Origin of the sequence: Helicobacter pylori, from assembly GCF_006439795.1 — a bacterium.
GTDB lineage: Bacteria > Campylobacterota > Campylobacteria > Campylobacterales > Helicobacteraceae > Helicobacter > Helicobacter pylori_CR.
The window spans coordinates 1-24,048 of record NZ_VEYL01000016.1; the positions used below are offsets into that span (position 1 = coordinate 1).

A 24,048-nucleotide genomic window follows, 5' to 3' on the forward strand; every position below is an offset into this window, starting at 1 on the left:
GATCACTAACATTAACGAAGCTAAAGAAAGCGCTACAACGCAAATTAACACGAATAAGCAAGAAGCTTTAAACAACATCACGCAAGAAAAGCAACAAGCCACAAGCGAGATTATTGAAGCGAAAAAAGCGATCATTATCAAAACATTGATTTTTTTGAGATTGAATAAGGCGTGTTAAAAACCTACTATAATACCCCTAAAAAATGCGAGTTTTAAAGATGCCTTTATTTGATTTAAAAAGCCCTTACCCACCAGCAGGCGATCAGCCCCAAGCCATAGAAGCTTTAACAAAAAGCTTAAAAAATAACAACCATTATCAAACTCTAGTGGGGGTTACAGGGAGCGGTAAGACTTACACGATGGCTAATATCATCGCCAAAACCAATAAACCCACTCTGATCATGAGCCATAATAAGACCTTATGCGCGCAGCTCTATAGCGAGTTTAAGGCGTTTTTCCCGCATAATAGGGTGGAGTATTTTATCTCCCACTTTGATTACTACCAGCCTGAGAGCTATATTCCTAGGAGGGATTTATTCATTGAAAAAGACAGCTCTATTAACGATGATTTGGAGCGTTTGAGATTGAGCGCGACCACTTCGCTTTTAGGTTATGATGATGTGATCGTGATAGCGAGCGTTTCGGCTAATTATGGTTTGGGTAACCCTGAAGAATATTTAAAAGTCATGGAAAAAATCAAAGTGGGCGAGAAGCGCGCTTACAAGAGCTTTTTATTAAAGCTAGTGGAAATGGGTTATAGCCGTAATGAAGTGGTGTTTGATAGGGGGAGCTTTAGAGCGACTGGGGAATGCGTGGATATTTTCCCCGCTTATAATGACGCTGAATTTATTAGGATTGAATTTTTTGGCGATGAGATAGAAAGGGTTGCGGTCTTTGACGCTTTAGAAAGAAATGAAATCAGGCGCTTGGATTCTGTCATGCTTTATGCGGCCAGTCAGTTTGCCGTAGGGAGTGAGAGGTTGAATTTAGCCATTAAAAGCATTGAAGATGAGCTCGCTCTAAGGTTGAAATTTTTTAAAGAGCAGGATAAAATGCTTGAATACAACCGCCTCAAACAACGCACCGAGCATGATTTAGAAATGATTAGCGCAACCGGTGTGTGTAAGGGCATTGAAAATTACGCACGCCATTTCACCGGTAAAGCCCCTAATGAAACGCCTTTTTGTTTGTTTGATTGTTTAGGGATATTTGAGCGGGAGTTTTTAGTCATTGTGGATGAAAGCCATGTGAGTTTGCCGCAGTTTGGGGGGATGTATGCAGGGGATATGAGCAGGAAAAGCGTTTTAGTGGAATATGGTTTTAGATTGCCTAGCGCTTTAGACAACCGCCCTTTAAAATTTGATGAATTTATCCATAAAAATTGCCAATTCCTTTTTGTGTCCGCTACGCCCAATAAGCTAGAATTAGAGCTTTCTAAAAAGAATGTCGCTGAGCAAATCATTCGCCCTACAGGGCTTTTAGACCCTAAATTTGAAGTGCGAGACAGCGATAAGCAAGTCCAGGATTTATTTGATGAAATCAAGTTAGTGGTGGCCAGAGATGAAAGGGTGCTAATCACCACGCTCACTAAAAAAATGGCAGAAGAATTGTGCAAATATTATACTGAATGGGGCTTGAAAGCGCGTTACATGCATAGTGAAATTGATGCGATTGAACGAAATCACATCATCCGCTCTTTAAGGCTTAAAGAATTTGACATTTTAATAGGGATCAATCTTTTAAGAGAAGGGCTAGATTTGCCTGAAGTCTCTTTAGTAGCGATCATGGATGCGGATAAAGAAGGGTTTTTAAGGAGTGAAACAAGCCTCATTCAAACCATGGGGCGAGCCGCTAGAAACGCTAACGGCAAGGTTTTATTATACGCTAAAAAGATCACTCAAAGCATGCAAAAAGCCTTTGAGATCACGAGTTACAGGCGCACCAAGCAAGAAGAGTTCAATAAAATCCATAATATTACTCCCAAAACCGTTACTCGCGCTTTAGAAGAGGAATTGAAATTAAGAGATGATGAGATTAGAATCGCTAAAGCTTTAAAAAAGGACAAAATCCCTAAAAGCGAAAGGGAAAAAATCATTAAAGAACTGGATAAAAAAATGCGAGAATGCGCGAAAAATTTGGATTTTGAAGAAGCGATGCGTTTGAGAGATGAAATCGCTCAATTAAGAACGCTTTAAATACTATCGCTTAAAAACTATAAGTGTAGTTGAAATAAACCGAGTAATTGCGCCTAAAATCAACTTGGTATAACAAGCTGTTGATCCCGTATTCTAAAAATCGTAAAACCTTTAGGACATTTTCACTATTATTGCTAATGTTATTCATGGAATAATAATGGTTAAAATAATAAGTGGGGATTTTAATCCCAAAGCCAAATTGGTTGCACTTATTCCCTAAACGAACCCCTAAATCCACCAAAAACTGGAAACCATTTGGATCCACTTTCCCATCAAAAGTATTTTGAAGAAGCACTTGATACAATAACGCATCGCTCAATTTGTCATACACCCCGGCAAAAGCAATCCCCAGATTGAACCCGGCAAAAAACTTATCCCCATTATAAGCGTTAAGCAATAAATCCATATAAGTGCCGTAAGTGGAAATGATAATAGACTGCGATTCTTTTTGGCCATAAAGAGAAGCACTCAAATCATAAAATAACCCCCACCTAAATCCAAACCACTTCGTTTCTTCATGCTTACCCACCCATTTATAGCCCACCTGAACGCCAAGACCATTAGACACATACGAATTTTTAAAAACAGGGCTTAAGCCATCGCTAAAAATGATTTGGCTCTTATTGAATTGTTGGGATAAATTCAAGTTGCTGTAGTTGTGCTGAATGCTCCCTAACTGATACCCAAGCCCCAGATAAAACGCCGATCTATCCGCATAGCGTTTGATGGGCGAAACCACCTTTTTATTAAAAAAAGTGTAATCCCCTTTAGTCAAAACATCTTTAAAACTATCCGCATGCAAGGCATAAGAAAGCCCTAAAATTAAGTATAACGCTCGTTTCAAAAAACCCCTTAAAACTTCAATTTTTACCGCTTATTTTATAGTTTTGTTTTTGTAAAAACGCGCCTTATCCAAACACCCTTTTAAAAATCGCCCCCACATTTTTAGTGTAATAACTATAATCAAAACATGCTTTGATTTCGTCCTCGCTCAAATATTTTTTCAAGCGTTCATCGTTGAGTAGGGCGTTTAAAAACAAATTTTCATCAGCGTTTTTAAAAGCGCCTTGTTGCAAAACTTCCCATATTTTCATCGCATTTTCTTGCACGATAGAATAGCTCTCTTCTCTGCTCAAACCTTTTTTAGGCAATTCCAATAACACTCGTTGCGAAAAGACTAGCCCCCCACTCAAAGCTAAATTTTTAAGCATGTTTTTAGGATAAACTACCAGATTTTCAATCACGCTATTTAGGCGGCTGAGCATAAAATCGCTCGTGATAAACAGATCGGGCAAGGCAAAACGCTCCACAGAGCTATGGCTCATGTCCCTTTCGTGCCATAAGGCGACATTTTCTAGCATAGGGGTAGTAAAAGAGCGAATCACCCTGCAAAGCCCGGTGATATTCTCGCTCAATATGGGGTTTCTTTTATGGGGCATCGCAGAGCTTCCTTTTTGCCCTATTGAAAAAGCTTCTTCCACTTCATAGACTTCACTGCGTTGCAAATGGCGGATATTGACAGCGATTTTTTCACAACTGCTCGCTAAAAGAGCCAGATCGCATGCAAGCCTAGCGTAGCGGTCTCTTTGAATGACTTGATTATTGATATTGGCGGTTTTTAAGCCTAAAAATTCGCACGCTAATTCTTCTAATTCTAAGGGAGCGTGCGCGAAATTCCCCATAGCCCCACTGATCGCTCCCACGCTGATAAATTCCATCGTTAAATCTAAGGCTTTTAAATGCCGTTTGATTTCATCAGCAAAAAGGGCTAACACTAAACCAAAAGTAATGGGTTCGCCAAACACCCCATGGCTTCTGCCCACCATCAGCGTGTCTTTATGCTCTAAAGCCCTGTTTTTAAGGGTTTCATAGAGGTTTTTAACGCCTTTTTGAATGAGTTTTAAGCTTTTTGTCATCAATAACGCCATAGCCGTATCAATGCAATCGCTAGAAGTGATCCCATAATGAAAAAAGCGCGATTCTTCGCCCAAGCTTTCAGCCACGCAAGTAGTGAAAGCGATTAAATCATGCTTGGTGGTTTTTTCAATTTCTTTGATGCGCTCAAGGTTGAATGCCGCCTTAGCACAGATTTTTTCACAATCGCTATCTTGGATTCGCCCAAGCTTGTTCCACGCCCTAACGACAGCTTTTTCCACTTCTAGATAGGTTTCAAATTTGGTTTGCTCATTCCATAGGGCTTTCATTTCTTCATTCGCATAGCGTTCTAACACCGACAATCCTTAAAATCAAAATGGGATTTATGTTACTTTAAAGGGGTTTAAAGAATCAAGGGGCAAAACCGCACAAGGCGCAAAAAAGCCCCTTGATTTCAATTTAAGGGTTATACTTTAGCTTCTTCTCTGCGTTGCAAGTATTCCCAACGCTCATCCACATCTTTTTGCAATTCTTCAATGATGTGTTCGTTTTCTTTTTTGAAAAGGTGTTTGAAGCGTTTTTGAGCCCCTAAATAATCCCTTACAGGAATGATATTTCTTGGGCGGTAAGTGATTTTCAATTCCCTGCCATTAAAGATTTCAAATAAGGGGAACATCAAGCTATCCACAGCCATATCCGCTAATTCAATGGTCTTATTGGAATCAAATTTCCATTCAGTCGTGCATGGGCTAAGAGCGTTAATAAAGCAAGGCCCTTCAGTGTCTAGCGCGGTTTTAATCTTTTTATTCATATCTTTCCACTTGTTAGGCGAGAGTTGCGCCACATAAGGGACCCCATGGCTTGCCATGATATTGACGATGTCTTTTTTCTTTTCTTTTTTACCAAAGCTAACCGATCCCGCTGGCGTGGTAGAAGTGCTAGCCCCTAATGGCGTAGAACCGCTTCTTTGACCGCCGGTATTGGCGTAGTTTTCATTATCCAAGCAGATGTAAGTCATGTCATGCCCTCTTTCCATGCAACCGCTGATGAATTGAAAACCAATATCATAACTAGCCCCATCGCCTCCAAACGCCACAAATTTTGGCTTTTGACCTTGATAGCGGCCCTTATTCACTAAAGCCTTATACATCGCCTCCACCCCTGAAATCGCCGTAGAGCCGTTTTCAAAACCAATATGAATCCAAGGCACATCCCATGAAGTGTGCGGGTACACAGCCGAGCATACCTCTAAACAACCGGTAGAGTTGCCTAAAACAATAGGCCCATCTACAGCGTTTAAAACCTCGCGCACAATGATGCCATGCCCACAACCCGGACAAAGCAAGTGCGAGCCTTGAAATTTCTCAGCGCTTTGGCTAAAACCTTTGAGTGTTTTGACTTCTTTTACCATGATATTTCCTTTTTAAAAAAAGCTCATTTTAGGACCGTGCAAGCCTACGAATTGTTGGGTAGGGTGCGTGAGCGTGCCTTTAAGAGCGTCTTCATTGATTTCTTCAAAAATTCCGCATAAATGTGCGATTGTCATATCCCTTTCGCCTAAACCATAAATGTAGTTAGACACCACCGGGTGTTTAGTCCCTTGCGTTTGATACACCGTGCTCGTTACTTCATTAAACATCGCCCCCATAGCGCCCGCTGGAGAGCTCTTATCTAAAATCGCTAAAGCTTTAAGATTTTTCAAATCCTGCCCTAATCTTTCATAAGGGAAAGGACGCAAGGAATGGATGGTAGCTACGCCGGCCTTAATGCCTTTTTTACGCATTTCTTTAGCCGCTACGATCGCTGATTCATAAGTAGTGCCTAACGCAAAGATAGCGATTTCAGCGTCTTCTAGCTGGAAAGTTTTAGTCAAATGGTATTGTCTGCCGGTGAGTTTAGCGAAATCATTGAACACTTCTTCAATCACAGAAGACGCGCTCATGATCGCATGGTGGAGTTGGGCTTTATGCTCATAATGCCATTCTTCTTCAGCTTGCGCACCATAGCTTACCGGTTTATCAAAATCCAAAAGAGAATGCTTGGTTTGGTATTCGCCCACGAATTGGTAAGCCACTGTATCGCTCAAAGGGCGGACATTTTGCACGGTGTGCGAGCATAAAAACCCGTCTTGATTGACAATAGTAGGCACACGCACCTTTTGATGCTCTGCGATTCTAAACGCCATTAAAGTGAAATCATAAGCTTCTTGAGGGTTGCATGTGCATAAACTGATCCAGCCAGAATCCCTGCTTAAATACATATCCGAATGATCGCCATGGATATTCAAAGGAGCTGCTAGAGCGCGATTGACTAAATTCAAAACAATAGGCAAACGCATGCCAGAAGCTTGGTATAAAACCTCTACCATTAACGCCAAACCTTGAGAGCTAGTCGCAGTGCTGACCCTTCCACCTGCAGCTGCAGCTCCCACGCATGCGCTCATGGCGGCATGCTCAGATTCCACTAAAACGAATTCGCCATCAATATAGCCATTATCCTTAAACGAGCCATAATTCTGCACAATGGGCGTTGATGGGGTGATAGGATAGGCTGCGATGACATCAATTTGAGCCTGTCTTAAAGCGTTAGAGCTAGCGGTGTTGCCGTCCCACACTTCTATCTCTTGTAATTCAATACTTCTTGCCATATTTTTTCCTTATGATTTTTTCTTTTCTTGTTTTTGCGGCCATTGAGTGAGGGCGGTAGCAGGCTCAATTTGCTCTTCAAACATCCATAGCGATTTAGGGTTGGTGGGGCAGACATCCACGCACACGCCACAGCCTTTACAATGAGAATAATCCACGCCCTTTAACTTGCCCTCTCTTGAAAGAATAGCAGCGTCTGGGCAATAAACCCAACAATTAAAGCAATTGATGCAAATATTATTGTTATGCACAGGCTTAGCCACGCGCCAATGAGCCACTGAAGTGGTGAAGTAGCTTTGTTCGGTGTAATGGCGCTCATCATTGTGTTTTTCCATTTCGCTTTGCGCATTCTTTTCAAAAGGGAAGAGCACCGCTCCCATTTCAAATTCGTTCCAATCTTTCATCTTTATTCCTTAAATGTTATTGAACTTCTTCATAAGCTCTTTGGATAGCGAGCATGTTAGCGTCAATGACTTCTTGCGTGAGTTTTTTGCCTAAAACTTTCTTAAAAGCTTCTTTAAAAGCCCCGATTTCAAGCATGCCAGACACTTTCATTAACGCTCCTAGCATGGGCGTGTTAGGGATGGGGCGTTTTAAGGTTTCCATAGAGATTTTTAAACAATCCACTAAAAACACCTTACGGGTTTTTAATTCAGGCTTTTTTTCAAACAATTCTTCTTTGTTAAGATAGCTGGTGATGATATAGGTCGTGTCTTCTTTTTCATTAGCGAAAATGTTTTCAATGAAAACCAAACCGGGATCAATCACCAGCACATAATCAGGCTGCATGAAGCGTTCATGGTTTAAAATAGGCTCATCATCAATGCGGTTATAAGCCATCATAGCAGCCCCCCTTTTAGCTGAACCATAGGAAGCGAACGCTTGCACTTCTTTGCCTGTTTTTGAAATCACATCAGCCAGCCCTTTAGCACCGGTGATAGCGCCTTGACCAGCTCGCGCATGCCATCTAATTTGAAACATGGTAATATGTCTCCTTAATATCGTATAAAATAAATTGAATTTAGCCTAAGATTATACAAGAAAAACTATTAATGTGTCTTATAACAATATCTTTTTAGGAATTTTTATAGGAAAATGGGGGCATACCCACAAGAATTATGGCTATTTTATGGCTATTTATTCTAAAAAGATAGGCGTTCTTAATCAAAATCACTAATATTTATTTTAAACTTTGTTATTATTTAGGGTGTGATTTGATTTTAGTCTGTATGGGGCGAGTGTGGGGCAGGATAACATAAGGAATTGGGTTATGAATGAAACAATGGTTAAAATATTGATGGGCATGGCGTTATTATCATCGCTTCAAGCCACAGAGGCAGAGCTTGATGAAAAATCAAAAAAACCTAAATTTGCGGACAGGAATACATTTTATTTAGGGGTTGGGTATCAACTTAGTGCGATCAACACATCTTTTAGCACCGAGTCTGTAGATAAATCGTATTTCATGACCGGCAATGGCTTTGGTGTGGTGTTAGGGGGGAAATTTGTGGCTAAAACGCAAGCTGTAGAGCATGTGGGTTTTCGTTACGGATTGTTTTATGATCAGACCTTTTCTTCTCACAAATCCTATATTTCTACCTATGGTTTAGAATTTAGCGGTTTGTGGGACGCTTTCAATTCGCCAAAGATGTTTTTAGGGTTAGAGTTTGGCTTAGGCATCGCTGGGGCGACTTACATGCCAGGAGGGGCTATGCATGGGATTATCGCTCAAAATTTAGGCAAAGAAAATTCGCTTTTCCAATTGCTTGTGAAAGTGGGTTTTCGTTTTGGCTTTTTCCACAATGAAATCACTTTCGGGTTGAAATTCCCTGTCATTCCTAACAAAAGAACTGAAATTATTGATGGCTTGAGCGCGACTACTTTATGGCACCGCTTACCGGTCGCTTATTTCAATTATATCTATAATTTTTAGATATGGTTATTTAGAGGTTTTAGATTTGACAAAATCAATTAACTCTCGTGTGTCTATGGTTAGGGTTAAGAATTGCTGATAGGTAGTGATCCACTTGCCCCCTTTCCCATACAAATGATACCCATCGCCCCCACCTAAAAAGTTAAAAAACGCATCCGCTCGCACGCTCACCCATTTATTTTTATAAACATAATAAAGCCCTATCATGTCAAAATTAGGGGCTCTATACCATGGCAACCCGGTATAAAGGGATTGGCCATAAGTAGCGTAAAAGTGCATTTGGGGTTTGTTGGAAAAATAGTATCTGTTAAAAATCCCAAAGCCTTTGTATTGCGCTTGAGCGTAAAATTCCCCCCCAAAGCTGTTATAAAATTGAGCGTTTTTGCACTCGCTAGCATAACGCACGCAATAATGGGTTTGAGACGACTGCGTGCCAAAGGTCATAAAAATATTATCCATATAAGGCATGAGATTTTTAAAATCCGCTTTTAAATAAGCGTGGTAATAAACCCTGTCTAAAATGGTGGGGTTAGAGTATTTCCCTATTTCTCCGCCTTGTGGGTTATTTTTTTGACTGAAATAGGGGTAGCCATTAGGCCATTGTGGGGTTACATCGCCTGGTTTTAAGTAAGAATTACCGCCGTAAGGGTAATTATCTCCCATGCTATGATGGCTGGCGTTATGAAAAATGACAAGCTGTCCCCCCAAACCTAAATACCCTTTAAGAAACTGAAATTCTGAAGAAACAAAATACAAGAATTGATCAAAATCGTAATTTTTCTTTTTGGGCTGGTTGTTCCAATTACGCCCCCCATACCAATCAACCACGCCCTCAAACCACCCATTCCACCAGCGGTTAGGATCATAAGCTGGTTTGAATTGAAACGCTCCTCCCCTAAAAGTAGGGTCTATAAACCAAAAAAGTTTTTTAAAAGCGCTTAAAGGGTAATGCCCTATTTGATAGCTTCGCGGCACAATGCCTAAAAAAAATCTCAAATTTTTCCCTATGTATTGGTAATACATGGTAACCCCCCACGAATAAGGGAAATAGCTATAATGCGTGTGCAAATTTTGAATGAACCACGCTCCAAACATCAAGGCCTGTCTTTTGTCTAACTGAACGCCGATTTGAGGCATGAGACGACCTTGCATTTTGGTTAGGCTATTCCAATAGGGGTTGTTGGCTGGGGCCACTAAATTGAAATTAAAGCTCATAAACTTCAAGTCATAGACAAAACTGGCTGCTTTCATTAAGGGTGGTATTAAAAAACCTGAAAATAACAACGCGCAAAGAGATTTTTTTAAGAAAATCAAATTAGAATACAGCCCCTTTCATCATCTTCTAAAATTGTTAAAATAGCAGCACTTAAAGACAAGATGCGATTCTAAATTAATTTTCATTAAAAACAGCATAAAAACCAAAAAACAGAACCCTTTCAAGTTCGGTTTTTTTTTTTTGGATAAAATAGCCATTAAAAAAGGGTGTTTAATTTTTTATGACTTCATCTTCAAACCATTCTTTTAAAGAACAAGATTTTCATATCCCTATCGCTTTTGCTTTTGATAAGAATTACCTCATTGCTGCGGGCGCGTGTCTTTATTCCTTGCTAGAAAGCATCGCTAAAGCCAATAAAAAAATCCGTTACACCCTACACGCTTTAGTGGTAGGCTTGAATGAAGAAGATAAAGCAAAGCTTAATCAAATCACAGAGCCTTTTAAAGAATTTGCTACTTTAGAAGTAAAAGATATTGAACCTTTTTTAGACACTATCCCTAACCCTTTTGATGAGGATTTCACCAAGCGTTTTTCTAAAATGGTGTTAGTGAAATATTTTCTAGCGGATTTATTCCCTAAATATTCTAAAATGGTGTGGAGCGATGTGGACGTTATTTTTTGTAATGAATTTAGCGCTGATTTCTTAAACATTAAAGAAAATGATGAGAATTATTTTTATGGGGTTTTGGAAGTTGAAAAGCACCACATGATGGAAGGGTTTTTGTTTTGTAATTTAGATTACCAACGCAAGAAAAATTTCACCTTAAGAATGCATGATCTTTTAAAGGGGAATGAGGCTAAAGGGGAGTTGGATTTTACGAAATGGTGTTGGCCTAACATGAAAGCTTTAGGGATTGAATATTGCGTTTTCCCTTATTATTACACCATTAAAGATTTTTCTAACGCGTATTTAAACGAGAATTACAAGAAAACCATTTTAGAGGCGCGAGAAAACCCTACCATTATCCACTATGACGCTTGGTGGGGGGCGGTGAAGCCTTGGGACTATCCTTTTGGTTTGAAAGCGGATTTATGGCTGAACGCTTTGGCTAAAACCCCATTTATGAGCGATTACACTAAAAAAATGCACACCAATGAGAGCTTTTATACCACAAAAATGGCTGAGCAGCATTATTTTTCTTCAGTAAAGTCTTCAAAAGAAATTGTTTTTAAGGCTCCGTATTTGTTTTTTAAATCGTATCTGTTTGTTGTGTTTAAAGAAAGGAAAATCCATTCAAGGATTTTTGCATTAATGGGTGGTTTAGTGAAAAAATTTTTCAATAAGCTTATTTATTTTGGGTTTTTGATGCCTAAAGCGTTAGTTAAAAGGGCGGTTAGTAAGATCCTTAGAGTTTTAGGGCTTCATGGGATTGTTAAAAAAATCCTAATCCAACTCAAGCTCTTAAGAAAGGGCTAGAGTAAAGGGGTTAAAACCTTTCTTTAAATTAATTTGCTTTAAAAACAGCATAAAAACCAAAAACAGAACCCTTTCAAGTTCGGTTTTTTTTTTTTTTGGATAAAATAGCCATTAAAAAAGGGTGTTTAATTTTTTATGACTTCATCTTCAAACCATTCTTTTAAAGAACAAGATTTTCATATCCCTATCGCTTTTGCTTTTGATAAGAATTACCTCATTGCTGCGGGCGCGTGTCTTTATTCCTTGCTAGAAAGCATCGCTAAAGCCAATAAAAAAATCCGTTACACCCTACACGCTTTAGTGGTAGGCTTGAATGAAGAAGATAAAGCAAAGCTTAATCAAATCACAGAGCCTTTTAAAGAATTTGCTACTTTAGAAGTAAAAGATATTGAACCTTTTTTAGACACTATCCCTAACCCTTTTGATGAGGATTTCACCAAGCGTTTTTCTAAAATGGTGTTAGTGAAATATTTTCTAGCGGATTTATTCCCTAAATATTCTAAAATGGTGTGGAGCGATGTGGACGTTATTTTTTGTAATGAATTTAGCGCTGATTTCTTAAACATTAAAGAAAATGATGAGAATTATTTTTATGGGGTTTATGACAAAATATACCCGTATGAAGGCTTTTTTTATTGTAACTTAACTTACCAGCGAAAAAATCAATTTTGTAAAAAAATATTAGAAATCATACGCGCACAAAAAATAGATAAAGAACCGCAATTGACAGAATTTTGTCGTTCAAAGATCGCGCCATTAAAAATAGAGTATTGCATTTTCCCACACTATTATAGTCTTTCTGAAGAGCATTTAAAGGGCGTAGCCAATGCAATTTATCATAACACCATTAAACAAGCCCTAAGAGAACCTATCGTTATACAATATGACTCTCATCCTTATTTTCAAATCAAGCCTTGGGACTATCCTTTTGGTTTGAAAGCGGATTTATGGCTGAACGCTTTGGCTAAAACCCCATTTATGAGCGATTGGTCTTATTTGATCACAAGGGGTGGGGAGATAGGTGGAGAAAAATGGCACCACTACCACAGCATTGCCGCTTATCATTACTACTTTCCTTTATGGAAAGCAGAAGAACAGATTGCCCATGACGCTTTTAAGACGTTTTTAAAACATTATTTTTTACACATTCATGAGATTCCCCAAAACGCAAGGCGAAGACTATTCAAATACTGCATTTCAATACCGCTCAAGAGTTTTATTAGTAAAACCCTTAAAATTTTAAGACTCCATGCACTGGTGAAAAAAATCCTAATCCAACTCAAGCTCTTAAAAAAGAGCTAGAGCCAAAGCCTTTAATCAAACGATTTTTTCATGTCAATCACATAGCGGAATTTCGCTTTCCCATGGGTTAGGTTATGATAAGCCGTATCAATATCCTTGCCTAAAATCAAATCCACTTCAGGGTAAATATTGTGTTTGATAGAAAAATCCATCATCTCTTGGGTTTCTTTAATGCCCCCAATCAATGAGCCATAAACCTTGCGATTGCCCAAATGGATAAATTCAAAAACATTGAGCGCTGGAGCAACTTCTACAGGAGGGAGCCCTACAAGGGCTAATTCGCCATTATAAGTTAAGAGCTTGAGGTAGTCCTTTAAATCATAATGGGTAGGGATGGTTGAAATGATAAAGTCCAATTCCTCTTTGCATTGTTTGGGGTCAGTATAGAAATGTTTAACCCCCATATTTAAAGCGTCTTGCTTTTTGTGTTCGTTTCTTGCAAAAACGCTCACTTCAGCCCCCATAGCCACAGCGTATTTAACCGCCATGCTTCCTAGCCCGCCAAACCCAGCGACGCCAACTTTTGTGCCTTTAGTAACCTTAGAAAATTTTAAGGGCGAATAAGTGGTGATGCCCGCACAAAGCAAGGGGGCTACTTTTTCTAAAGGAGCGTTTTTATCCACGCTAATCACATAGTTTTCATCCACGACAATATTGTTAGAGTATCCGCCCATGTGGGGTTCGTTGTCATGGAAAGAATCCAAACAATCATAAGTGAATACCACTTTGGCACAAAATTGCTCTTGGTGTTCTTTGCAGGGCTTACACGCCTTGCATGAATTGACAAAACAGCCCACGCCCACCACATCGCCGACCTTAAATTTCTTAACTTCCTTACCTGCTTCTTTGATGACCCCAGCAATTTCATGCCCAGGAATCATAGGATAGATGCCTTCTTTCCATTCGCTATAAGCACTATGAATGTCGCTATGACAAATCCCTGCATAAAGAATGTCAATCAACACATCTTTAGGGCCTACAGCATGGCGGCTAAAATCATGGGGTTTGAAATGCCCGTCTTTAGAAAAAATAGCAAAACCTTTAGATGGAACTCTCATTAAAACTCCTTGTTTTATTAAAATACCGCTATTGTATTGTTTTTATGGTTTACTTATGTTTCTATAGGTTTAACTAATTTTATAACTGTTGGTTACATGGTATCGTTGTTTGGTGCGCTTAAACACACCCCTTGTATAAGCCGCTTCTATCTTAACGCTGCTATATCTTATCATGCAGCAAGTAATTCTCTAACGCAATGCCCGCCCCATCAAGTCCCGGAGTTTTTTTCAGCACGACATGCACAGGGATAGAAGCGAGAAACGCTCCCATGCGCCCTTTCGTTTCAAAACGCGTTCTAAAGGGCGAAGTTTTAAAATAATCAATGAATCGAGGGGTAATCCCCCCACACAAATACACGCCTCCCCTAGCCCCCAAAGTGAGAGCCACATCAGCAGCGAGCGTGCCTAGCATGGAGCAAAAAGTATCCAAGGTCAATCGGCATATAGGGTAATCCCCATTCAAAGCGCGTTCGCTAATGATTTGTGGGGTTAATTCGGCCTTGCTTAACTTTGCCGCTTTTTCTAAGCCTTTGCGCTTAGACAGGGCTTCATAAATCAACACCAAACCGCTACCGCTTAAAAACCTTTCCGCGCTCACATGGTTGAATTTAGAGCGGGCGTATTGCCACACTAAAATTTCTAAATCATCAAAAGGGGCAAAGCTCACATGCCCTCCTTCGCCGGGCAAGACTTTCAAAGAGCCATCGCTGTTTTGGATAAGAGTGCTTACCCCAAGCCCGGTTCCTGGCCCTAAAATCGCTTTAGGAGCGTTGATTTCGCACTTAATCCCTCCTATTTGAGCCAGATCGTTTTCTTGCATCGCGCTAATGGCATAGGCTTGTGCGACAAAATCATTGATGACAAGCAATTTTTTTAAAGTCAAACATTGCCGTGTCGTTTCAATAGAAAAAGTCCAATGGTTGTTCGTCATTTGGACAAAATCCCCCATAATGGGCGTAGCCACAGCAAAAGAGCCATAAATAGGGTGCAGTTTAAGGCTTTCTTTGCATTTAGAAAGGTAAAACCGCACCGCATCGCTCAAGCTTTCAAAATCTTCGCACCGCAAGACTTCAATGCATTCAATCTGTCGTGGGGCGACTTCCAAACCAAAGCGCGCGTTCGTGCCGCCAATATCGGCTAAGAGTCTTGGGTAAGTTTCAGTTTTTGGCATAAAACACCTCCGTGGTAACTTTTTTAGAATGTAAAATCCGAGCAATCGGCAGAGAATAGGGGGCGTTTTCTTTTAAAGCTTTTTCTAAAACCTCCCTTTTTTCTGCCCCACTAATGCTTAAGAAAAGTTTTTCGCAATTTTCTAAGGCGTTAACAGACATGCTCAAGCGCTCATAAGGAGCGTTAATTGGCTTAGTCAAAACGATATTTTCTTTTTCTTCGTTTAAAAAAGCGCTCGTTTCGGGAAAAAGGCTAGCCGTATGCCCGTCAGTCCCCATGCCCAAAATGGCTAAATGGGGCTGTTTGAAATGCTGGTTAGCAAAATGAAAAAGCGCGTTTGTATCGCCAGAAATCTTTTTGGGCAAAAGCGGGGTGAAAGAAGCTTTTAGGGCGTTATTTTGCAACAAGTAATCGTGTAATAATTTGGTGTTGCTATCCTTGTGGCTAGTCTCTACAATGCGTTCATCTACCAAACTGATTGAACACTCATGCCATTTGAGATCTAAAACGCTCAATTTTTGCAACAAGCTAATGGGCGAACGACCCCCAGAAAAAGCGATAGAAACTTGATGATGCTTTTTTAAGGCGTTGTTAAAAAATTCTTTAAAACGATCTATTAAAGCCTTGTGGCAATCTTCTAAACTTTCAAATTCAAACAATTGATAACCCATGAAATCCCTTTTATTGATAGAGTGGTTTTAAAAATTCTGATTCGTTGAGATTATGGCTTTCATAGGAATATAAGGGCGTGGCGTTATTGATAAACCCCTCTATGAGCGTGTCAATAAAAACCCATGACGCTTCTAATTCCAATTGGTGGGCGAAATTATTGTGGTTATTTTGTATCGCATCATAGAGCAATTTAGCGTAGGGCTGTAAAAATTCTTGTTGGTTGTGGGTTTCTAAAATAAGGGGGTTTTGATTGTCTTTTAGGGTGAGGGTGATTTTATCTTGAGAGAGGAAAAATTCTAGCGTATTGACTGCATTAAAATGGATTTTCACGCTCGCTTGATTGCGGGGCATTTTTTTAGCGTGCTTAAGATAGAAAGGCACGCCTTTAAATTTAGGCGTATCCAAAAAGGCTTTAATAGCGACAAAAGTTTCTGTCTGGCTCTCTTTATGAACCTTATTCTCATCTCTATAGCCTTGATACTGGGCGCGAATAACCTGTTTTTTAAAATCTTTAGGGGGTTGTAAGGTTTTTAAAACTTTGATTTTTTCTTGCCTCAAGTCTTTTAAATCGTTGGGTAAATCTGTAGCGATAAGGGATAAAACTTGCAAGAGATGGTTTTGAACCATATCCCTTAAAGCCCCGATTTTATCGTAAAATTCGCCCCTTTCTTCCACCCCCAAAGTCTCATACACGCAGATTTCAACCGCGCTGATTTGATCCCATAAAATGTTTAAGATAGGGTTATTCAAGCGCAATTCAAGGATATTTTGAACGCCCTTTTTCCCTAAATAATGATCGATTCTAAAAATTTGCTCTTCTTTAAAAAAAGCGCTAATGCTTTGGAAAATCTCTTTACAAGTCTTTAAATCATGCCCTAAAGGCTTTTCTAAAATCAAGCGAGTGTTGGCGTGATTGAGCGCGTTTTGGGCTAAATTTTGAGCGGTCGTTGCAAAAAAACTAGGGGAGATAGAAAAGTAGAAAATCAAGGGCTTATTGTTTGTAGCGATTTTACTCAATTCTTCAAAGTCTTTAGGGTTATCCAAACGGACGCGCAAATAACTGATACGAGCTAAAAATTCCTCACCCTTTTCTCTTGAATGCAGTTGTGTCTTTTCACAAAGGAGCACTAAAAATTCTTCATTGGATAGCTCCTTACGCCCTGATGCGATAATCCTAGAATCTTTTTTAAAACCATAATGGGTATAAATTTCATAGAGCGAAACAAAGAGCTTTCGCATGGCTAAATCCCCAGTCGCACCAAAAAGAACCAAATCAAAATCCAACATCAATAACCCTTTTAGAGTGTTTTTAAGTTATTATTATATATTAAATCTTAATTGAAGGGGTGTTCATGCCTAAGCATTCTTTAGAACAAATCAAAGAAAAAATTACAGAGCGTAGCAAAAAAACCAGAGAGCTTTATTTAGAAAATATCTTTAACCCTAAAAACCAGCCCAAGATTGAGAACTTGGGTTGCGCGAATATTGCCCATGTTACTGCAAGCATGCCAGAGCATTTAAAAATGCCTTTAGGCTCGCATAAAAGAAAGCATTTTGCGATTATCACCGCTTATAACGACATGCTTTCAGCCCACCAACCTTTTAAAAATTACCCTGATTTGATCAAAAAAGAGTTGCAAGAGCATAACGCTTATGCGAGCGTCGCTAGTGGCGTGCCAGCGATGTGTGATGGTATCACGCAGGGTTATGAGGGAATGGAATTGAGCTTGTTTAGCAGAGATGTGATCGCGCTAAGCACCGCCGTAGGGTTAAGCCATAATGTTTTTGACGGGGCGTTTTTTTTAGGCGTGTGCGATAAAATCGTGCCAGGCTTACTCATAGGAGCGTTAAGCTTTGGGAATTTAGCGAGCGTGTTTGTGCCAAGCGGGCCTATGGTGAGCGGGATAGAAAATTATAAAAAAGCCAAAGCGCGCCAAGATTTTGCAATGGGAAAAATCAACAGAGAAGAGCTTTTAAAAGTGGAAATGCAAAGCTATCATGATGTGGGCACTTGCACTTTTTATGGCACGGCTAATTCCAATCAAATGATGATGGAATTTATGGGGTTGCATGTAGCTAATTCTAGCTTTATCAACCCTAACAACCCCTTACGAAAGGTTTTAGTAGAAGAGAGTGCCAAAAGATTAGCGAGTGGGAAAGTCCTGCCTTTAGCCAAACTCATTGATGAAAAAAGCATTCTTAACGCGCTTATAGGCTTGATGGCAACAGGAGGTTCTACTAACCACACTTTACATTTGATCGCTATCGCTAGATCTTGTGGGGTGATCCTTAATTGGGACGATTTTGACGCAGTTTCTAACCTCATACCCCTTTTAGCTAAAGTCTATCCTAACGGATCAGCGGATGTGAACGCTTTTGAAGCCTGTGGGGGATTAGCGTTTGTGATCAAGGAATTGTTAAAAGAAGGGCTTTTATTTGAAGACACTCATACCATTATGGATACAGAAACGCAAAAAGGCATGCAAAATTACACCAAAACCCCCTTTTTAGAAAACGACCACTTGGTGTATAAAGACGCCATCAATCATAGCCTGAATACGGATATTTTACGCCCTGTTAGTGAGCCTTTTGCCGCTAATGGAGGGCTTAAAATCTTAAAGGGTAATTTAGGGCGGGCCGTGATTAAAATCTCAGCCATTAAAGATGAGCATAGGAAAGTTAGGGCTAGAGCGATTGTTTTTAAAACCCAAAGCGAATTTTTAGAACGCTTTAAAAATAAAGAATTAGAAAGGGACTTTGTCGCTGTCTTGCCTTTCCAAGGGCCTAAATCTAATGGCATGCCAGAATTGCACAAACTCACCACGAATTTAGGGGCTTTGCAGGATATGGGCTATAAGGTCGCGCTGGTTACGGATGGGCGCATGAGCGGGGCGAGCGGGAAAGTGCCTAGTGCGATCCATTTAAGCCCTGAGGGAGCGTTAAATGGGGCGATCATTAAGATTAAAGATGGCGATTTGATAGAATTAGACGCTCCTAATAACGCTTTGAATGTGCTTGAAAAGGATTTTGAAAAGAGAGGCATCAACCCCTTGTTTTTAGAAACCTTAGAAAATTTAGAAAAGCCTACTTTTGGGTTGGGTAGGGAATTGTTTACAAGTTTGAGATTGAATGTTAATACCGCTGAAGAGGGCGGCATGAGTTTTGGCATAAAGGTATAAAAATATAAAGGAGATAAAATGCAAGATAAAATAATAGAAATTTTACAAATCAGCCCTATTGTCCCTGTGGTGGTGATTGAGGATTTAAAAGACGCTGTGCCTTTAGCGCAAAGCTTGATAGAGGGGGGTATTCCAATCATAGAAGTTACTTTGCGCTCCAGTTGCGCTTTAGAGGCCATAGAGCTTATCGCTAAGAATGTGCCAGAAATGCGCGTGGGCGCTGGAACGATATTAAACTCTGCTCAATTAGAGCAAGCTCAAAATAGGGGGGCAGAGTTTTTGATTAGCCCGGGTCTTACGCCTAGCCTTTTAGAACACGCAAAGAAAAAAGACATGCCTTTAATACCCGGGGTTTCTAGCAGTAGTGAAGTCATGCAGGCTTTAGAATGGGGCTATCACGCTTTGAAATTTTTCCCGGCAGAGTATTGCGGGAGCGTTAAGCTTTTAAACGCTTTTAACGGCCCTTTTAAAGGGGTGAAATTTTGCCCCACTGGGGGGATTAGCGCAGATAACATGCGTTCTTATTTGAATTTAGAAAATGTTTTGTGCGTGGGGGGGAGTTGGCTTACCCCTAAAGATTTAATTCAAAACAAAGAGTGGGATAAGATCACAGAAATTTGCAAGAGGGCGTTAGCTTAAGATAACAAAGAGATCATGGCGTTTTGTATTTGCTTAATAACACTATAATAGAATTTTTAATAAGGAGATACATCATGTTAGAAAATGTCAAAAAATCTTTTTTTAGGGTTTTGTGCTTGGGCGCGTTGTGTTTAGGGGGGCTAATGGCAGAGCAAGACCCTAAAGAGCTTGTGGGTTTGGGGGCAAAGAGCTACAAAGAGCAGGATTTCACTCAAGCGAAGAAATATTTTGAAAAAGCTTGCGATTTGAAAGAAAATAGTGGGTGTTTTAATTTAGGGGTGCTTTATTATCAAGGGCATGGGGTGGAAAAAAACTTGAAAAAAGCCGCCTCCTTTTACACTAAGGCTTGCGATTTAAATTACAGCAATGGGTGCCATTTGCTAGGGAATTTATATTATAGCGGGCAAGGCGTGTCCCAAAACACCAACAAAGCCTTACAATACTACTCTAAAGCGTGCGATTTGAAATACGCCGAAGGGTGTGCGAGCTTAGGGGGGATTTATCATGATGGTAAAGTGGTAACTAGGGATTTTAAAAAAGCGGTGGAATATTTTGCTAAAGCGTGCGATTTAAACGATGGCGATGGTTGCACGATATTAGGGAGCTTGTATGATGCAGGCAGAGGCACGCCTAAAGATTTGAAAAAAGCGCTCGCTTCGTATGATAAAGCTTGCGACTTAAAAGACAGTCCGGGGTGCTTTAACGCAGGGAATATGTATCATCATGGCGATGGCGTGGTAAAGAATTTTAAAGAGGCTCTCGCTCGTTATTCTAAGGCATGCGAATTGGAAAATGGCGGAGGGTGTTTCAATTTAGGGGCTATGCAATACAATGGCGAAGGCATAACAAGGAATGAAAAGCAAGCCATAGAAAACTTTAAAAAAGGCTGTAAATTAGGCGCTAAAGGGGCATGCGATATTCTCAAGCAGCTCAAAATCAAAGTTTAGTTTGAATAAGGCTTGATCAAACGGCTTTCGTTTGATTGGTTTTTATGCTTTTTAAGATTTTGGCATAGACCCCACAAGCTAATCTTTCTGGCTACAATAAAATTTTGAATAGAAGAAGTGTCATGCTAAAAAATGTCAAAAAAGCCCTTTTTAGGGTCTTATGTTTGGGTGCGTTGTGTTTAGGGGGGGGTTAATGGCAGAGCCAAATGCTAAAAAACTTGTTGATTTGGGTAGAAATAGTTACAGTAAGCAAGATTTCACTCAAGCTAAGAAATATTTTGAAAAAGCTTGCGAATTGAATGATGGTGATGGGTGTTCTGCTTTAGGATTGATGCAATACGATGGCATAGGCATAGCAAAAGATGAAAAGCAAGCGATAGAAAACTTTAAAAAGAGTTGTAAATTAGGAGATGAAAAGATTGCGATCTTCTCAACCATTACCATTTAAAATAAAAGTTTAGCCCTAATAAAGCTAGGCTAAACGGCTTTCGCTTAGCTGATTTCAATCTTTCTTATTGTTTTATTTTTTGTTTTATCATTTTAAATTTTATTTTATGGTAAAACTCATTTTTAAAGGGGATAGGGGGTATTTTGAAATAATTCTCTCCTGCAAACTAAAAACCCCATAACCCCCATAAGATCGCTTCAAAAAACTATTGCTTGGCTAGCGTCAAGCTCTTTTATGGTTTGTTTAACAAAGCCTTTATTTAAAACCCCTTAAGGGTTTTTATGGGTGGGTAGGGGAGCGAAAGTTTGGCTTGTGGGCATGATTTCTATGCGGTTGATATTGACATGCGAGGGTTGTTCATAAATCCATAGCACGATGTGAGCAATATCTTGTGGTTTGAGGTAAAGGGTGTTTTCATAGACGGATTGGGCTTTGATTTTATCGCCCTTAAAACGCACCATGCTGAATTCGGTTTCGCCACACAAACCAGGTTCAACATTACTCACTCTAATGTTAGTGCCAGCCAAATCCGCTCGCAAATTTAAAGAAAATTGCTTCACAAACGCCTTGCTCGCTCCATAGACATTCCCGCCAGGATAGGGGTAAGTGCCAGCGATAGAGCCAAGATTGATGATAGTCCCTTGGTCATGCTCTATCATAGAGGGCAAGATCAAGCGGGTGAGATGCAACAACCCCTTGATATTCGTGTCTATCATGATTTCCCAGTCGTCTAACTCGCATTCATAAGCCTTGTTCAAGCCTAGTGCTAAGCCGGCGTTATTGATTAAAGCGTCAATGCGATCCGTCATGGAAAAAATAGTCTCTATCGCTCGTTTCACTTCAAGCTTGTTTTGGAGATCAAAACACAAGGGAATGAAACGCTTAGGGTAAGCGAGTTGCAATTTTTGTAAATTCTCTTTTCGCCTCCCTGTGCCAAAAACCACATGGTTTTTTTTGTAAAAACGCCTTAGCGATTTCTAGCCCAAACCCTGAAGTCGCCCCGCTAACTAAAATGTGTGCCATTTCTGTCCTTTAAAATTTTAAAAAAGCCTCTTAAGCCCTTTTTCAAGCTTTTCTTTGAGCTTATCATCTTTAAGCAAATGGTCTAAACCTTTTTTAAGGGTGTCGTTTTTAAGGATTTCTTTCAAGCCTTGTTGCAGGTTTTGCTGAATAGCTTTTTCGTTTAAAATGAGAGAAAATTTTGGCTGGTGCATGTTGCCTTGAAGTTTCATTTTAAAGATGAATTTTAAGATTTCCGCATCCATGAGCATGTCTATTTGTTTGGTGCTTAAATCTAACAAGCCGTTATGGATTTTCAATTGGGTTTTGGGGCTTTTTAAGCTCAAATCAGAGAGCAGGCGTTGCTGGTTGATTTGGCTTACCAGATTGGCATCGTTATAGATTTCTTTCGTAATATCAAATTTAGAAATGGAGTAGAGGAAATCGCTGAATGCATTTTTGAGGAATCTTGCGTTTTTGAGATTGGTTTTCAACACGCCTTGCTTGGTGCTAAGGTTATAATCCAAATTAGCGTCTGCAATGGATTGGAAAAATTTAGGGTAATGGAATAAATCTAAGGCTTTTAAAGTGGAAATATTGGAAAAACGGGCTTTCAAATCTTTATTTAAAAGCGTGAAATCCAGCGTGCCGTCTAGTAAATTTGAATGGCCATTGACTTTTAAGAGTTTGGGGCTTTGCTCTATATTGCCGTTTAAAGTCAAGCTCCCTTTTAAGGGGTGGTTGATCATGTTTTGGAGTTTGGCTAGGTTGGGTATTTCTAAAGTGTAGGGGGCGTTGAGTTTTAAAATAGAGAAAAGATATTCGCTTTTTAGGGCTGTGAAATTAACTAAAGGGCTAGTTAGGGTGGTATCGCTGATGGCTTTGTTTTCTTTAAAATCGCTTGAGTGCGAGAGGTTGAAAACAGGCGTGTCTTTAAGGTTTAAATGAAAAATTTGATTCATTAAAGCGTTGTTGATTAAAGCGTTATTAGCTGTTAGGATCAAATGCCCTTCTAAAGGCTTTAGAGAGTTAAAATCCGCCTGTAAGGACACTCTTGCATTCGCATAAGCGGGGCGATTGATTAAATAAAGCAAATCTTCTAAATTGGCGTCTTTTGCGTTCAAGCTTAAGTGAGAAAGCTTGAAATCATCTAAAAGGGCGTTGTAGGCAGTGTGGGATTGAGCCACATTAGAGACGCCTTGAACTACAAGGGCTTTCCTATGCCCTTTGATATTCCCAGAAGTAATAACAGCCCCCCTTAAAGGGTAGGGTATCCATTCTTTGAAAGAGCGTAAATTTTTAATATCTATCTGGTAATTCAAATCCACGCTTTGCTTTAAAAGTGAAAAATCCCCCTTAAGAATGAGAACAGAATCATCGTTGGCTTGAGCTTTAAAATCCAAAGAGTTGAATCTCAATTTAAAGGTTTTAACGCTCAAATAGCACTCGTTTGGGTTGATTTTTTTCTCTATATACGAAGCGATGATTTTGTTCCCCCATTCTGTAAAAAGGATGAGATAGGTTGTTAAAAGGCCGATTAAAAGAAGCGCGAGTATGGTATAAAGAAGTTTTTTCATGTTTGTTTGTCCTTGAAGCAAATTGAATGGAATATATTAGCTTGTTTTGTAAGGGTTTCTAACATTTTTTATAAAGCCTTAACGAAAGGCTTGAATTGAGCTGATAAAGAAAGAATCAAGCGCTCAAAACCCACAATTTAGTAACAACACGCTTACAATCATTGAAAAACCCAAAACCCTAAAATTTTAAGCCCCCTAGAACATAATATAAGCCGATAAAGCCGCCAAAGATAGAAAGCGAAAGATTACAAAGCAAAAGAGATTTTGCACAACAATATAAAGAACAAAGCAAACAAAAAATCTCAATTTAATTTAATCTTTTATCAAGGAGTTTTAAATTAAAAGACTTGCGGCGTTAAACAAGGACGATCCAATCGTTTAGGATTTCTCAACCAAACATGATGGATAAAAAGAAAAAAATTTAAGGAGAAAAACAATGGTGGAGAATAGCGGGATCGAACCGCTGACCTCCTGCGTGCAAAGCAGGCGCTCTCCCAGCTGAGCTAATTCCCCAAAGATTGTAAAAAATGGTGGGCTTAGGAGGAGTTGAACCTCCGACCTCACCCTTATCAGGGGTGCGCTCTAACCACCTGAGCTATAAGCCCTTAAAAGCCAATAAAGATGAAATTATAGATTAAATTTTCTTAAGAAATCCTTAAATGATAAATGGGATTAAGATGTTATAATAGTTGTTATTTTTTCATTTTAAAAGGGGT

General features: G+C 39.6%; 19 protein-coding genes, 2 tRNA genes and 2 pseudogenes. 8 read left to right on the plus strand and 15 right to left on the minus strand.

The genetic code is table 11. From position 1 onward, the window contains the following. Positions 1–218: 218 nt before the first annotated feature. On the plus strand, positions 219–2,195 hold the full coding sequence (uvrB, locus tag FIM66_RS06685; RefSeq protein WP_140600277.1) for an excinuclease ABC subunit UvrB: 1,977 nt from the start codon (positions 219–221) through the stop codon (positions 2,193–2,195). Between the two features lie 10 nt (positions 2,196–2,205). Here uvrB and FIM66_RS06690 read toward each other — a convergent pair whose 3' ends face one another. From FIM66_RS06690 to FIM66_RS06715, 6 genes are all read right to left on the minus strand, one after another. Next, positions 2,206–3,039, minus strand: coding sequence for an outer membrane protein (locus FIM66_RS06690; protein WP_140600265.1), 834 nt, complete (start codon positions 3,037–3,039; stop codon positions 2,206–2,208). 64 nt (positions 3,040–3,103) lie between these two features. Next, positions 3,104–4,426 carry an adenylosuccinate lyase gene (gene purB, locus FIM66_RS06695; RefSeq protein WP_140600266.1) on the minus strand — a complete coding sequence of 441 codons (1,323 nt, stop codon included), beginning with the start codon at positions 4,424–4,426 and terminating at the stop codon, positions 3,104–3,106. A 110-nt stretch (positions 4,427–4,536) separates the two neighbouring features. Next, positions 4,537–5,481, minus strand: a complete 945-nt coding sequence (locus FIM66_RS06700) for a thiamine pyrophosphate-dependent enzyme (protein ID WP_140548961.1) — start codon at positions 5,479–5,481, stop codon at positions 4,537–4,539. 12 nt (positions 5,482–5,493) lie between these two features. Continuing rightward, a complete protein-coding gene (locus FIM66_RS06705) occupies positions 5,494–6,717 on the minus strand; it encodes a 2-oxoacid:ferredoxin oxidoreductase subunit alpha (protein ID WP_140548959.1) in 1,224 nt (407 codons plus the stop codon). A 9-nt stretch (positions 6,718–6,726) separates the two neighbouring features. After that, on the minus strand, positions 6,727–7,119 hold the full coding sequence (locus tag FIM66_RS06710; protein ID WP_000656174.1) for a 4Fe-4S dicluster-binding protein: 393 nt from the start codon (positions 7,117–7,119) through the stop codon (positions 6,727–6,729). Positions 7,120–7,135: 16 nt separating this feature from the next. Continuing rightward, the gene (locus FIM66_RS06715) at positions 7,136–7,696 is read right to left on the minus strand and encodes a pyruvate flavodoxin oxidoreductase subunit gamma (protein WP_000486455.1); all 561 of its coding nucleotides are present in this window, start codon (positions 7,694–7,696) and stop codon (positions 7,136–7,138) included. A 289-nt stretch (positions 7,697–7,985) separates the two neighbouring features. Here FIM66_RS06715 and FIM66_RS06720 point away from each other — a divergent pair, with 289 nt between their 5' ends. Beyond that, positions 7,986–8,648 (plus strand): outer membrane protein, encoded by a 663-nt coding sequence (locus FIM66_RS06720; protein WP_140600267.1) that lies wholly within the window; start codon positions 7,986–7,988, stop codon positions 8,646–8,648. A gap of 6 nt (positions 8,649–8,654) precedes the next feature. Here FIM66_RS06720 and FIM66_RS06725 read toward each other — a convergent pair whose 3' ends face one another. Beyond that, positions 8,655–9,962 carry a hypothetical protein gene (locus FIM66_RS06725; protein ID WP_140600268.1) on the minus strand — a complete coding sequence of 436 codons (1,308 nt, stop codon included), beginning with the start codon at positions 9,960–9,962 and terminating at the stop codon, positions 8,655–8,657. Positions 9,963–10,144: 182 nt separating this feature from the next. Between FIM66_RS06725 and FIM66_RS06730 the strand changes: the two genes are divergently transcribed. Next, a complete protein-coding gene (locus FIM66_RS06730) occupies positions 10,145–11,341 on the plus strand; it encodes a glycosyltransferase family 8 protein (protein WP_140479191.1) in 1,197 nt (398 codons plus the stop codon). 135 nt (positions 11,342–11,476) lie between these two features. Beyond that, positions 11,477–12,643: a glycosyltransferase gene (locus tag FIM66_RS06735; RefSeq protein ID WP_140500176.1), complete on the plus strand. Its 1,167-nt coding sequence runs from the start codon at positions 11,477–11,479 to the stop codon at positions 12,641–12,643. An 11-nt stretch (positions 12,644–12,654) separates the two neighbouring features. Here FIM66_RS06735 and FIM66_RS06740 read toward each other — a convergent pair whose 3' ends face one another. The 4 genes from FIM66_RS06740 to FIM66_RS06755 all read right to left on the minus strand — a co-directional run bounded on the left by FIM66_RS06740 (position 12,655) and on the right by FIM66_RS06755 (position 16,830). Further along, the gene (locus tag FIM66_RS06740) at positions 12,655–13,701 is read right to left on the minus strand and encodes an NAD(P)-dependent alcohol dehydrogenase (protein WP_140479189.1); all 1,047 of its coding nucleotides are present in this window, start codon (positions 13,699–13,701) and stop codon (positions 12,655–12,657) included. Positions 13,702–13,861: 160 nt separating this feature from the next. Beyond that, positions 13,862–14,872, minus strand: a complete 1,011-nt coding sequence (locus FIM66_RS06745; RefSeq protein WP_140600269.1) for a glucokinase — start codon at positions 14,870–14,872, stop codon at positions 13,862–13,864. Then, complete coding sequence (gene pgl / locus FIM66_RS06750) at positions 14,859–15,542, minus strand: 6-phosphogluconolactonase (protein WP_140479186.1); 684 nt, start codon at positions 15,540–15,542, stop codon at positions 14,859–14,861. The genes FIM66_RS06745 and pgl overlap by 14 nt, the downstream gene beginning before the upstream one ends. 10 nt (positions 15,543–15,552) lie before the next feature. Continuing rightward, positions 15,553–16,830: a glucose-6-phosphate dehydrogenase gene (locus tag FIM66_RS06755; RefSeq protein WP_140600270.1), complete on the minus strand. Its 1,278-nt coding sequence runs from the start codon at positions 16,828–16,830 to the stop codon at positions 15,553–15,555. A gap of 65 nt (positions 16,831–16,895) precedes the next feature. Between FIM66_RS06755 and edd the strand changes: the two genes are divergently transcribed. From edd to FIM66_RS06775, 4 genes and pseudogenes are all read left to right on the plus strand, one after another. Then, the gene (gene edd, locus FIM66_RS06760; protein ID WP_140501958.1) at positions 16,896–18,722 is read left to right on the plus strand and encodes a phosphogluconate dehydratase; all 1,827 of its coding nucleotides are present in this window, start codon (positions 16,896–16,898) and stop codon (positions 18,720–18,722) included. 18 nt (positions 18,723–18,740) lie between these two features. After that, complete coding sequence (locus FIM66_RS06765) at positions 18,741–19,361, plus strand: bifunctional 4-hydroxy-2-oxoglutarate aldolase/2-dehydro-3-deoxy-phosphogluconate aldolase (RefSeq protein ID WP_140548712.1); 621 nt, start codon at positions 18,741–18,743, stop codon at positions 19,359–19,361. Positions 19,362–19,435: 74 nt separating this feature from the next. Then, positions 19,436–20,308: a Sel1-like repeat protein HcpC gene (hcpC, locus tag FIM66_RS06770; RefSeq protein ID WP_120927966.1), complete on the plus strand. Its 873-nt coding sequence runs from the start codon at positions 19,436–19,438 to the stop codon at positions 20,306–20,308. A gap of 122 nt (positions 20,309–20,430) precedes the next feature. Further along, positions 20,431–20,714, plus strand: a pseudogene (locus FIM66_RS06775) (tetratricopeptide repeat protein); the annotation flags it as partial. A gap of 311 nt (positions 20,715–21,025) precedes the next feature. On the opposite strand, the pseudogene FIM66_RS06780 reads toward FIM66_RS06775, so the two are convergent. The 4 genes and pseudogenes from FIM66_RS06780 to FIM66_RS06795 form a co-directional block, all read right to left on the minus strand. Then, positions 21,026–21,779 (minus strand): annotated as a pseudogene (locus FIM66_RS06780) (SDR family oxidoreductase). A 17-nt stretch (positions 21,780–21,796) separates the two neighbouring features. Next, entirely contained in the window at positions 21,797–23,332 is a 1,536-nt protein-coding gene (locus tag FIM66_RS06785; RefSeq protein WP_140548710.1) for a hypothetical protein, read from the minus strand. Positions 23,333–23,769: 437 nt separating this feature from the next. Beyond that, a tRNA-Ala gene (locus FIM66_RS06790) sits at positions 23,770–23,845 on the minus strand. Positions 23,846–23,860: 15 nt separating this feature from the next. Beyond that, positions 23,861–23,937, minus strand: a tRNA-Ile gene (locus FIM66_RS06795). Positions 23,938–24,048: the final 111 nt, after the last annotated feature.